This is a genomic window from Hoylesella enoeca JCM 12259 (assembly GCF_000613405.1).
Taxonomy (GTDB): Bacteria; Bacteroidota; Bacteroidia; order Bacteroidales; family Bacteroidaceae; genus Prevotella; species Prevotella enoeca.
This window is the reverse complement of sequence record NZ_BAIX01000028.1, coordinates 18,234-30,489: the sequence shown is the minus strand read 5'-3', so window position 1 is coordinate 30,489 and position 12,256 is coordinate 18,234. Positions and strand designations below refer to the sequence as shown.

Below are 12,256 nucleotides of genomic sequence, written 5' to 3'. Positions count from 1 at the left end.
GTTTATATTTGTTTGTTTAATCATCTCTTGATTGCTCTTTTTGATCGGCCTCTCGCTTGTTCAGACCCCATCCCCCTAACTTAGGGGGCGAAGGAGGCGAAGGCGAAGAATCGGGGGCAAAGGTAAGTAATAAATCTTAACCGTGCAAACGTTTGATGAGAAAATTATTTTTCGGAGCCGCTTTTCTTGATAATACTGTATGCACTGTAAAGTCCTAATTCGCCGGCTTTGCTGAGATCGGTTACGCCGCCTGGTTTGTCGCCCGACTGCATACGGGCAAGCCCGCGATTGTAATATGCCTCGGCTAAATTGGCATTCAAGGCGATGGCCGTGGTGTAATCGTCTATCGCTTTTCCGTAATTCTTTTGCCGGACATAGAGATTGGCACGGTCGAAATAGATATAAGCGTTCTTCGGACTGAGCTTAACGGCCGTGTCGAAATCGTTTATCGCACGTGCCATCTGCAACTGCGCATTCATACCTTGCGAAACATTGAACTCGCTGATCATCGTCAGACACACGCCGCGTTGATAATAGGCCATGGCCGACGTGCTGTCTATCTGAGCGTAAGCTGTGAGATCGGTGATGGCAGCATCGTAATTCTGCATTACCGAATAGGCTACGGCGCGTTGCAATAAAAGTGGTTTCGCCCGATCGACACTGCGCTGCGCGTCGATAAGAGCCGACAGGCTGTCGATGGAATGGAAGAAAGCGTGAGTCTGGACTTCATTGAGTTGCGGCGGATTGCAGGTGACATAGAGATGGCGTGCGGGCTTCTCTGTGTTGTTGAACGTCTCAACTTCGCGGTCGAAAGCTTGATATGATTTAACGCCGTTGGCATACTTGAAATAAGAAAGCATATACATCGGCATTGGCGAAGTCTCGACCGAACGATTCTGTACACGTCCGCGGTATTCGCTTTTATACTCGTGCTCGATCGTATTCTCATCTGCCACGACGATTTGATTGTATTTCTCGGGATCGATTTCGCTACGTTTGCGTAGGAGTTTGGCCTTCGTTTGGCTCCATCGGTTCTGCAAACCGACGTGCTTATCCATCTGAGCCTTAAAGATACGAAATTCATCCCGTTCGGCCTGCGCAGTCATTCCGAGGCGTCGATAGCAGCGAGCGCGATATTGGAGTCCGGTCCAGAAATTGGGGAATTGGTCGATAACAGCCGTGTAATCGCGAATGGCTGCCCGGAGATTACCCGTCTTATCGTGCAAAATTCCACGATTGAAGATGGCCAAGACATTGCCAGGCTCCATCTTGATGACGTAATCGAAATCGATAATCGCACGATTGTCATCGCCCAACTGCATTCGGAGCAGGCCGCGATTGTAATGCGCCAGAAAGTTGTTGGGATCTAAATCGAGCGCCATGTCATAGTCGGACATCGCCCCACGGAGATTGTTGTAATTGAATCGGGCCAATGCTCTATTGACATAGCTATTGACTGCTTTGGGCTTAATGTGTAGCGCCTTGCTCAGGAATTTATCGGCATCGCGCCATTGCTTACGCGCCAAACTGATGTAAGCCCGCGTGGTCCAGGCGTCACCATCATACGGATCCACGGCCAACCCTTTGTCGAGCCACTTAGCGGCCTGCACCGTATCTTTCTCCTGTAAATAAAGTTCGGCATTGAGCGAGTAGGCATTGGCAAACTTTGCCCAGCGTCTGACGATTGTGTCTACTTCGTGATGAGCCGCCTGATAGTCTTTTACATTCATCCGACACACGGCCCGATTGAACCAGTAATTGCGGTTAGCCGGACTGATTCTGATGGCTTCCGAATAGTCGGTGATGGCCTGTTCGTATTTCTTTTGTCTGATTCGTGCAATCGCCCGCAGGTCATAAATGCCATCAATATAGGGATTCAGCTTGATGGCTTGTGTGGCATCGGCTTCCGCCCCGGTAAAATCGTCTAAATAAAACTTGGCTGCACCGCGATACAACCACGGCTGATAAAGATAAGGTTTGAGCGCAATAACCTGGTTGAAGTATTGTATTGAAAGCACATAATCCTCATAGTGGAGTGCTATCTCTCCACTTGTCAAGAGTCTGTCGGTATTGAATTGGGCACGTGCTCCTATCGAAACGACAGACAACAACAAAAGAATGACATACTTCCGCATATCTTTTATTTGCGCAAAGGCTTGGTTTTATAACCGCAACGATAGCGTCCTTGCAACATTGCTTTGAGCTTGCCATGAATCAATTGTTTACGAAGCGGCGAGATACGATCAATAAAGAGTTTGCCGTCTAAGTGGTCGAACTCGTGTTGCATCACGCGAGCCAAATAACCTTCTACCCATTCATCGTGTGCATGCAGTTCTTCGTCAAGATAGCTGACATGGATTCTTGTCGGGCGGGTCACATTCTCGTGAATGCCCGGCAACGACAAACAACCTTCTTCCAACGTCTTCTTCTCAGATGCTTCATCCGTTTCAAGGATGTGCGGATTGATGTAAGCCTTGCGGAAATCCTTATATTCGGGTAGATCATCAGACAATACATCAAGGTCGATCACAACCACTCGAATCGATTTCCCGATCTGAGGTGCTGCCAATCCGACACCGTCCGACGCATCCATTGTTTCAAACATGTCGGCTATCAACTGTTTCAAGTCAGGGTAATCCGTAGGAATATCCTCAGCCACTTTCCGCAAAACGGGTTGTCCATATATATATATAGGTAATATCATAATCGTCAATCATTAAACGGATGGGTGCCGCGCACGCATATAATCTTGCAAAAGAATGGTAGCACTAATCTCGTCTACCAATGCTTTGTTTTGTCGAGCTTTCTTGCGCAAACCGCCATCCAACATCGCTCTGTGGGCTAAAACCGACGTGAAACGCTCATCATAAAACTCAATAGGAATATCGGGTACGGCCCGTTTCCAACGATTCACAAATTGTTTCACCCGTTCTAAATTCTCGCTCGGCGACCCGTCGGTCTGTCGCGGTTCGCCGATCACGATGCGTTCCACAGCTTCCCGCCGAACATAGTCTTGCAGAAACGCAAAAAGTTCGGATGTAAAAACAGTCGCCAATCCTCCTGCAATGATCTGCAACGGATCGGTGACTGCCAGTCCGGTACGCTTTTTCCCGTAATCAATGGAAAGTAAACGTGCCACGTATGAAGTTCAACTTATTTTTTGAAAAGCAACCACGCATCGGGATAAGTTGCGCGGAAAGCATCGCGAGAGCGAGCTGCCTCGCCTTTCGTGTCATAAGTAGCAGCAACCACTCTATACATATTCCGATTTGAGTTATAAGCAATTGCGCATCATAACCGGCCGATTTGAGAGTGTTCTGAAGTCCTTCCGCATTGGCTTTTACCGAAAACGAACCCACAATCACGCTGTAAGCTTTCAGTCCCGAGCCGTTGACCAAAGTCACATCTTCGGTTCGAGCCACCACGTTATCATAGTTATCCGTAACGGTCGACTGTGTGACAGGTTTCTCTTCCAATGGAGCCACCACGGGAGCATCGTTTTGTGCCACGCTGCCTTGTGCCTGTTCCTGTGCCTTGGCTTTCTCGTAAGCCTTTTTATAAGCGCTCTCTTTATTCGATCCGCAACTTGCCAACATCAGAGCTGCAACCAAACCGGCGCTCAAAATAAAACCTTTTTTCATCATCTTACTTAGCTATTAGAAGTTCTACTTATGTTCAATTTTAAACAGTGCGAAGTTACGAATTATCTGATAAACAAAAAGAGAACAGCCGCATAAAGTTTGTTAAATCAAGGAAATACAACCTTTTTAACAAAAAATATAGCCTAATTCGTGCACCACTCATAACATTTTATTATATTTGCTTTCAAAAAGCGATACGGCATCGCGTACATATCGCGGTATCATTGAGCTGAAAACGAACACAAATATTTGTCTAATTAAAATTAATAAGAGATGAAAACGTTAGGTTACATTGGGGCTTTCTTAGGCGGAGCTATTGCCGGAGCTGCCCTCGGTTTGTTGGTTGCACCCGAAAAGGGAGCTGAAACACGTACACGGATTGTAGATGCTGTGGATAGCTTCTGCAACAAACACAATATCAAATTAAGCCGGAAAGAAGTGGCCGACTTGGTGGATGACATTAAAGATGCAGCCGGAGAGATGGCTGAGTGACCATGATGTTCTCCAACGATAAGAACATTGAGACGATCGGGCAACTCGTAGAGGTGCTCAAGCATTACATCGGGCTTCAGACGGAATACGTGAAGCTCGATGTAATCGAGAAGATTGTCAGACTCTTGACCGTGGCTGCCATAACATTCACATTGGTCATATTGCTATTGCTCGCAGTGATTTATTTATCATTTGCAGCGGCTTATGCCCTGGTGCCCAGCATGGGAGCCGCCGGCGCTTTCTGTGTAGTGGCAGGCGGATACCTGTTTATTCTGTTGCTATGCATCATCTTCCGCAGACAGTGGATAGAGCATCCGCTGGTTGGTTTTCTTGCAAATCTATTAATGGAGAGGTAAGACAATGAATCATATCGACCGCACTTCACCGGCTCCCTATCAGTCTTTGGCCGAGATTCGCATGCGCAAAGAGGCATTGCATGAGGATATTTGCAAAGTCGATGAACAGATCCGAACTTTGTGGAACGATCTTTTCCACCAACCGGAAGTCAACGATGCGAGTCCTTCCAAGCGTTTGATGGGATTGCTGAATGCCGGTACGAGCGTTGTAGACGGCCTAATTCTTGGGTGGAAATTATACCGAAAATTCAACGGCAGCAGTCTGTTTCGCAAGCGCTGACCGATGTAAACGAATCGCCCTGGCGCCCAAAATAAAACGGATGGAGAGGTGAAAGAGTGAGCATCGGATGATAAATGAATCGTCACCATCTATTTAAACACGCTGCAACCAACCATTAGTTACATGACGTTTAACGGTTAGTTGCCGTGCGTTTTATGCTTAATTGTGAGGCAACTAATGGTTAATTGCAGACCGTCTCATGGCTGCTGCCACAGCCTCGGCTATTTTTTGAGCACCTTCCTGATTAGGATGTATGCCGTCTTGTTGCATCATCCGCTCATCGGTTATCAGCGAATGGAGATCTATCACCGTTGCTTTGTTCTTCTGTGCCACCTTATTTATAATAGGGATCATGGCTTTGACGATCACCGAATCATTGATTGTCCACATCGGTTTAAACGGTTTCAACGGATAAGCCAAATATATTTTAGGTCGTGCGGGCAATGCTTTCAGACTGTCGATCATCTGTTGCAGATCATGTTCGAATTCATTTCCGTGTTTCCAATTATGGTCTTTCGAATCGTTGGTACCTAATTTTATCACGGCGATATTCGGATTAAAGGCGAGCGCATCATGCCAAGCCTGTTCCTGCATGTAGGGATGATCACCTTTGTTTAACAGTGTGCGAGCAGACACACCAAAGTTTTTCACATGATACCCCGTACCCAATCTGCGTTGCAACACAGCCGGATAGCCATAAATTTCAGCCATGTCGATCCCCATTCCATCTGTAATGCTGTTACCGATACAAGCCACTCGCACTGCGTTTGGAGCCGGAGCTTTAAGGGTTTTGAGCCATGCAGACAATTCATCAAGCATCAATTGATGATAGGCAAAGTCTTTGCTGAAACCGAATCCATGCCCGCCCGTGGGATAAATGACCATGGCTGCCTCGTTGCCGGCGCGTCGCATTGCCTGATAATAAGCCACTCCGTTGTAAACGGGAGACACGGCGCGGTCGTCGTTTGTGAGCATCAGGAAGGCTGGAGGAGTGAGATGCCGACGCACTTGAAGTTCGTTTGAAAACTGTTCGGTCAATGATTTGTTGTTCTGTTGATCGCCCAAAAACCGACAGGCAGAAGTCTCATGTCTATGACGTGGTAACATCGTGATGACCGGATAAAACAGAATCGTGAAGTTGGGACGCACTGCCCAGGCTGCACTCGTAGACATCGTGGCTGCCAAATGGCCGCCGGCAGAGAAGCCCATAATACCTACATCATAGGGGTTGAGATGCCACCGCACAGCGCTGTCACGCACGGTCTTGATCGCATGAGCAGCATCCGAGAGTGGAATCGTGCGATCGCCGTTCGGCATCCGGTATTTCAACACGATAAGAGCAATGCCCCGTTCATTGAAAAATTCGGCCCAATCAGTGCCCTCTTTTTGCCAAGCCAGGGTTTGATAAGCACCTCCCGGACAAGCCACCACAGCTTTTCCTGTTGCCTTTTCGGCCGTAGGAAGGAAAACTTTTAATACAGATTGCCCGTCGGAAGAGTTTTTCAGCTCAAACATTTGGGCCGTAGATTGTGCTGTTGTACAGGCAGAACACAACAGCAACCCGACCAAAAGACACATTTGTTTCATCTTCATTGTCATTCAATTTACGATTGCAAATATACCTTATTCTATTCATTCATTACGACAAACACGTGTAAACTTATGTCGAAAGGGCAAAAAAAAGAGAGCAATCAGTCGCAGGTTGTCGTTTATTTTGCTATCTTTGCAGCAATAACTTAATGTATTTCTGTTATATGAAAGATTTCTTGAAGCATACACTTGCAACCATTGTGGGGTTGCTTATCTTCTCAATCGTTGTGGGATTTATCGGTGTGATAACTGTTGTCGGCATGATTTCGACCGATGAAGCAACGAAAAGTGTTGCGGATAAATCGGTTCTCGTGCTCAACTTATCCGGTGAATTGCAGGAGCAATCAGAAGAAGATGCATTCAGAGTGTTTACTGGCAGCACATTCGGAAAAATGGGGCTGAACGATATTCTGGCTGCTATCAAGAAAGCCAAAGACAATGATCATATCAAGGGTATCTATATCGAAGCCGGCATTTTCAGTGCAGACTTCGCCTCTTTACAGGAGATTCGCCAGGCGTTGCTCGATTTCAAGAAAAGTCATAAATGGGTGATCGCTTATGGCGACACTTACACACAGGGGACTTATTACTTGGCGTCGGCTGCCACAAAGATTTATTTGAATCCCCAAGGAATGATAGACTGGCACGGACTTGCTGCTCAACCCATCTTTATTAAAGATTTGTTAGCCAAGGTGGGCATACGAATGCAAGTGCTGAAAGTGGGGAAATACAAGAGCGCTACGGAGATGTTCACCGAAGACAAAATGACTGCTGCCAATCGGGAACAGACACAAGCCTATCTCAATAGCCTCTGGTCGAATGTTTGTCGAGCAGTTTCGGCAAGCCGACATATCTCTATTGATTCGCTCAACGCATACGCCGATCGTCTCGTTACATTTGATGATCCTAAGCAGTTGGTGAGATATAAGATGGTGGATGGTCTCCTTTACACCGATCAAATCAAGCAAGAAGTGAAGAAGCTTCTCGATATTGATCAAGACGACGACATTAATCAGTTGAGTATCGCGGATATGTCGAACGTCAAAGAAAAGAAGGAAGGTAAAGAGATTGCTGTTTATTATGCTTACGGCGATATCGTAGACACGCCAATAACAGGTACATGGATCGGCAGCAAACATCAAATCGTGGCACAAGAAGTGTGCAAGGACCTTGCAGATTTGATGGAAGACGACGATGTGAAAGCCGTTGTCATCCGCGTAAATTCAGGTGGTGGCAGTGCGTATGCATCCGAACAGATGTGGCATCAGGTAGCCGAGATGAAGAAAAAGAAACCCGTCGTGGTGTCGATGGGCGGTATGGCAGCATCGGGCGGCTATTATATGAGTTGCAATGCCGATTGGATCGTGGCTCAACCCACAACAATCACAGGTAGTATCGGCATCTTCGGGATCATCCCCGACCGTAGTCAGTTGCTCACTCAGAAGTTAGGTATCAAGTTTGACGAGGTGAAAACCAATAAGAACTCAACTTTTGGGACCAGTGCACGCCCCATGAATGTAGAGGAGTCTGGCTATTTACAGCATTATATCAACCGTGGTTATAGCTTGTTTCGAAGTCGGGTGGCTGATGGCAGACATCTCACCACGAATCAGGTGGAGCAAATTGCACAAGGACATGTATTTACCGGAGAGGACGCTTTGAAGATCAAGCTCGTCGATCAATTGGGAGGGATCGATGCAGCAGTGGCAAAGGCAGCGCAGTTAGCTAAACTCACAGAATACCATACCACCTCTTATCCCAGACCGACAGACTGGTTAGATCAGTTGTTCAACACATTCGAAGGCGGCAATTATCTCGATAGCAAGATGCGAGCAACACTCGGTGAGTATTACGAACCGGTGATGTTGCTCAAGCAAATGAATCAATTAGACGCCTTACAAGCCCGCCTACCTTTCTACTTCAACATCAAATAGGGATGCGGACAGAGGGTGATCTCATCAGGATCAACGAGTGGTTGTTGCCATTGAGTTGGCTTTACGGATTCGGCGTGCGAGTTCGCAACCGATTGTTTGACATGGGTATCCTCAAATCGCAAGCGTTTGATATTCCTGTGATAGCTGTCGGCAATATCACCGTCGGCGGTTCCGGAAAGACGCCCCACATTGAATATCTCGTTCGACTGCTAAAAGATCGCGCTAAGACGGCGGTCTTATCACGTGGCTATAAACGACAGACACGCGGCTATTTGCTGGCCGATGGAGATGCAACGATGCAACAAATCGGCGACGAACCCTATCAGATGAAGACGAAGTTTGCTGATATTTATGTGGCCGTCGATAAGAAACGAACCCGAGGCATACAACGACTCACGACTGACTCCGCTACCAGTGACGTAGAGGTCATACTGCTTGACGATGCCTTTCAACATCGTTATGTCAAGCCGGGAATCAATATCCTGCTCGTGGACTATCATCGATTGATCATCTATGATAAATTGTTGCCGGCCGGTCGGTTGCGCGAACCGAAAGAGGGGAAATCAAGGGCCGACATTGTCATTGTCACCAAGTGTCCCAAGGATCTCAAACCGATGGAATTCCGAGTGCTTGTCAAAGCGATGAACCTGTTTCCTTATCAAGACTTATTTTTCACAACGATCGACTACGAACCGCTGACGCCAGTTTTCGGGGGGACTAAGCGATTGCTTGAAAGCGTGTCCCCACAAGAAAACGTGCTCTTGCTCACGGGCATAGCATCGCCCAAACAGATGATGTTCGATCTCAAACCATACTGCCATAGCATCACCCCATTGACATTCGGCGACCATCACCTTTTCACCGAAAAAGACATCCGGCATATCAACGAAACTTTCGCCGCTATGCCATCCCCCAAATTAGTGATTACAACCGAGAAAGATGCAACTCGCTTAGAGACGATCAGCGGGTTGAGCGATGAGCTTCGTCAGCACCTTTTCGCACTCCCCATACGCATCCACTTCATGTTAGACCAAGAAGAGAACTTCAACAATAAGATTATAAACTATGTACGAAAAAATTCAAGAGACAGCATCCTGGTTAAAAGAAAGGATGACAACAAAGCCGGAAACGGCCATCATTCTGGGGACAGGCCTCGGCCAATTAGCTTCAGAGATCACTGATTCTTACGCCATCCCATATCAAGACATACCCCATTTCCCCGTTTCCACCGTCGAGGGACATGCCGGGAAGTTGATCTTCGGCAAGCTGGGCGATAAGGACATCATGGCAATGGAAGGGAGATTCCATTATTACGAGGGATATGACATGAAGCAGGTCACTTTCCCAGAGCGTGTGATGTATGAGTTGGGCATCAAAACCCTGTTTGTATCTAATGCCTCGGGTGGGATGAATCCCAACTTCAACATAGGCGATTTGATGATCATCGACGACCATATCAACCTCTTCCCCGAGCATCCTTTGCGTGGAAAGAATTTCCCGACAGGACCTCGTTTCCCGGATATGCACGAGGCTTATGACAGGCGACTCATTGCCTTGGCCGACGAGATCGCTGCCGAAAAGGGCATCCGAGTGGTCCACGGTGTTTATATGGGCGTGCAAGGCCCCACCTTCGAGACTCCTGCCGAGTATAAGATGTATCACCGGATGGGGGCCGATGCCGTAGGAATGAGTACGGTGCCCGAGGTCATCGTGGCACATCATTGCGGCATCAAGACATTCGGTATCAGCATCATCACCGACTTGGGATTGGAAGACACGCCTGTGGAAGTGAGCCATGAAGAAGTGCAAGAGGCTGCAAACCATGCCCAACCGCTGATGACCGAGATCATGCGAGAGATGATTCGGCGGAGTTAAGACACATCCCTTTAAAAGTGAATTGATGACAGACATATCAAAACTCGGTGAATTTGGCTTGATCCATCATCTCACCGACGATATCAAAACCCGAAACACGGCAACCCGATACGGCATAGGTGACGACTGTGCCGTGCTCCACTATCCCGACCAAGAGGTGCTCGTCACAAGCGACATGCTGATGGAAGGCGTGCACTTCGATCTCACCTATATTGATCTTAGACATTTAGCTATAAGTCGGCGATGGTCAACATCAGCGACATCTTCGCCATGAATGGCATGCCGAGGCAACTCGTCGTAAACCTGGCATTGAGCAAGCGCTTCACGGTAGAGGACATGGAGGCTTTCTATGCAGGACTCCGTGCAGCATGCGACAAATGGAATGTCGATATCGTCGGCGGCGACACCACGTCTTCTTACACCGGACTCGCCATCAGCATCACCTGCATTGGCGAGGCTGGCGCCGACAAGATCGTGTATCGGAATGGTGCCAAAGACACTGATCTGATCTGTGTCAGCGGAGATTTGGGGGCTGCCTATATGGGGCTTCAACTGCTGGAACGCGAGAAGACTGTGTATTATCAGCAGGTGGACGAGGCGCGGAAGAAAAACGATCAGCGTGCACTCGCAGCATTGAAAGATTTCCAACCCGACTTCGCCGGCAAGGAGTATCTGCTGCAACGACAGCTGCAACCCGAGGCCCGTGGCGACATCATTGAGCGACTGCGCGAGGCCAATATCCGTCCCACAGCGATGATGGATATTTCCGACGGTCTGAGCAGCGAGCTTCTTCACATCTGCAAGCAGAGCCATTGTGGCTGTCGCATCTATGAAAAGAATCTGCCTATTGACTACCAGACTGCTGTAATGGCCGAGGAACTGAATCTGAACGTCACCACTTGTGCGCTAAACGGCGGCGAAGACTATGAGTTGCTCTTCACCGTGCCCATCGGCGATCATGAGAAAATCGTATCGATTAAGGACGTCAGGCTCATCGGGCATATCACGAAGGAGGCTCTCGGCGCACAGCTCGTCACGCGAGACAATGCCGAGTTTGCGCTGACTGCCCAGGGCTGGAATCCTCTGCAATGAGGCATCGGGCATGTTCCCATTGCAGCTTTGTCAAAAGGCCATTCGCTCAACGAATGGCCTTTTTTTCGGCTCGTCTCCTCTTCCCATAGACGACAGAGAGCAGTCGTATACCTGTCGACGAGAAGTATACGACTGCTGCCCATGTGGTCGTATACTTCTCATGGGGTGTCAACATCTCCTTTCGGCGGACAACGCATATATTCAAAACAGTGCATGCACTAATTTAAAACAGTGCATGCACTGATTTGAAAGAGTGCATGCACTCTTTATTTCCACTCCATCGGATATAATAAACGGGGCGTCGGCGCGTTATAGGTGAAGGATATTGATAAATTAAACAACTATGATTGAATATATCAAAGGAGAACTGGCCGAAGCAACTCCTGCACTCGCCGTTGTCGAGACGGCCGGCGTGGGCTATGCACTCAACATCTCGCTCAACACATATAGCGCCATCCAGGGCCACAAGACGGTGAAACTCTATGTAGACGAAAACCTTGTGACGGGTGGGCGCGACGACGCCTTTACGCTCTATGGTTTCGCCTCCAAGCAGGAACGCGAGCTTTATCGGCTGTTGGTCACGGTGTCGGGGGTAGGTGCCAATTCGGCACGGATGATGCTTTCGGCGATGACTCCGAGTGAGTTGTGCGACGTCATATCGCGGGGCGACGAACGGATGCTGAAGACTGTGAAGGGAATCGGATTGAAGACGGCCCAGCGTATCATCGTGGATCTGCGCGATAAAATTGTTTCTGCGGGTATTGCTCAGGAACTCCCGGCCAACGGAAGCAGTGTAACGATGGTGAACAACGACGTGAAAGATGAGCCGTTTCGGCTTTGACAATGCTCGGTTTCTCGCCGGCGCCATCATCGAAGGTGGTTGTTGAGATTTTAAAAGCACAGCCCGATATGCCTGTCGAACAAGTAGTGAAGTTGGCCTTGAAGCAAATCAAATGACCGATTGATAATTGATAGTTGAGCATTGAGAATCCGGCA

10 protein-coding genes and 3 pseudogenes are annotated in these 12,256 nt (G+C 48.2%); 8 read left to right on the top strand and 5 right to left on the bottom strand.

Annotation, left to right across the window (positions count from 1 at the left end; genetic code table 11):
- Nucleotides 1–164: 164 nt before the first annotated feature.
- From JCM12259_RS08775 to JCM12259_RS14685, 4 genes and pseudogenes are all read right to left on the bottom strand, one after another.
- The gene (locus tag JCM12259_RS08775; protein WP_025066177.1) at nucleotides 165–2,135 is read right to left on the bottom strand and encodes a tetratricopeptide repeat protein; all 1,971 of its coding nucleotides are present in this window, start codon (nucleotides 2,133–2,135) and stop codon (nucleotides 165–167) included.
- 5 nt (nucleotides 2,136–2,140) lie between these two features.
- A complete protein-coding gene (gene def / locus JCM12259_RS08770) occupies nucleotides 2,141–2,704 on the bottom strand; it encodes a peptide deformylase (protein WP_025066176.1) in 564 nt (187 codons plus the stop codon).
- A gap of 12 nt (nucleotides 2,705–2,716) precedes the next feature.
- On the bottom strand, nucleotides 2,717–3,139 hold the full coding sequence (gene ruvX / locus JCM12259_RS08765; protein WP_025066175.1) for a Holliday junction resolvase RuvX: 423 nt from the start codon (nucleotides 3,137–3,139) through the stop codon (nucleotides 2,717–2,719).
- A 14-nt stretch (nucleotides 3,140–3,153) separates the two neighbouring features.
- Nucleotides 3,154–3,641: pseudogene (locus tag JCM12259_RS14685) on the bottom strand (SPOR domain-containing protein).
- A 273-nt stretch (nucleotides 3,642–3,914) separates the two neighbouring features.
- Between JCM12259_RS14685 and JCM12259_RS08755 the strand changes: the two are divergent.
- From JCM12259_RS08755 to JCM12259_RS08745, 3 genes are read left to right on the top strand one after another with little or no spacing between them, the layout of a single operon-like run.
- On the top strand, nucleotides 3,915–4,133 hold the full coding sequence (locus JCM12259_RS08755; protein WP_025066174.1) for a YtxH domain-containing protein: 219 nt from the start codon (nucleotides 3,915–3,917) through the stop codon (nucleotides 4,131–4,133).
- 5 nt (nucleotides 4,134–4,138) lie between these two features.
- The gene (locus tag JCM12259_RS08750; protein WP_025066173.1) at nucleotides 4,139–4,489 is read left to right on the top strand and encodes a phage holin family protein; all 351 of its coding nucleotides are present in this window, start codon (nucleotides 4,139–4,141) and stop codon (nucleotides 4,487–4,489) included.
- A 4-nt stretch (nucleotides 4,490–4,493) separates the two neighbouring features.
- A complete protein-coding gene (locus JCM12259_RS08745; RefSeq protein WP_025066172.1) occupies nucleotides 4,494–4,769 on the top strand; it encodes a hypothetical protein in 276 nt (91 codons plus the stop codon).
- 174 nt (nucleotides 4,770–4,943) lie between these two features.
- Here the strand turns inward: JCM12259_RS08745 and axeA1 are convergent, their stop codons facing one another.
- On the bottom strand, nucleotides 4,944–6,368 hold the full coding sequence (gene axeA1 / locus JCM12259_RS08740) for an acetylxylan esterase AxeA1 (protein ID WP_025066171.1): 1,425 nt from the start codon (nucleotides 6,366–6,368) through the stop codon (nucleotides 4,944–4,946).
- Between the two features lie 155 nt (nucleotides 6,369–6,523).
- On the opposite strand from axeA1, the gene sppA reads away from it, so the two are divergent.
- The 5 genes and pseudogenes from sppA to ruvA all read left to right on the top strand — a co-directional run bounded on the left by sppA (nucleotide 6,524) and on the right by ruvA (nucleotide 12,217).
- Nucleotides 6,524–8,293, top strand: a complete 1,770-nt coding sequence (gene sppA / locus JCM12259_RS08735; protein WP_025066170.1) for a signal peptide peptidase SppA — start codon at nucleotides 6,524–6,526, stop codon at nucleotides 8,291–8,293.
- 2 nt (nucleotides 8,294–8,295) lie between these two features.
- Nucleotides 8,296–9,474, top strand: coding sequence for a tetraacyldisaccharide 4'-kinase (gene lpxK, locus JCM12259_RS08730; protein WP_025066169.1), 1,179 nt, complete (start codon nucleotides 8,296–8,298; stop codon nucleotides 9,472–9,474).
- Nucleotides 9,359–10,168 carry a purine-nucleoside phosphorylase gene (locus JCM12259_RS08725; RefSeq protein WP_081784183.1) on the top strand — a complete coding sequence of 270 codons (810 nt, stop codon included), beginning with the start codon at nucleotides 9,359–9,361 and terminating at the stop codon, nucleotides 10,166–10,168. The genes lpxK and JCM12259_RS08725 overlap by 116 nt, the downstream gene beginning before the upstream one ends.
- A gap of 25 nt (nucleotides 10,169–10,193) precedes the next feature.
- Nucleotides 10,194–11,260, top strand: a pseudogene (thiL, locus tag JCM12259_RS14680) (thiamine-phosphate kinase).
- A 343-nt stretch (nucleotides 11,261–11,603) separates the two neighbouring features.
- Nucleotides 11,604–12,217: pseudogene (ruvA, locus tag JCM12259_RS14675) on the top strand (Holliday junction branch migration protein RuvA).
- The last annotated feature ends 39 nt before the right edge of the window (nucleotides 12,218–12,256 follow it).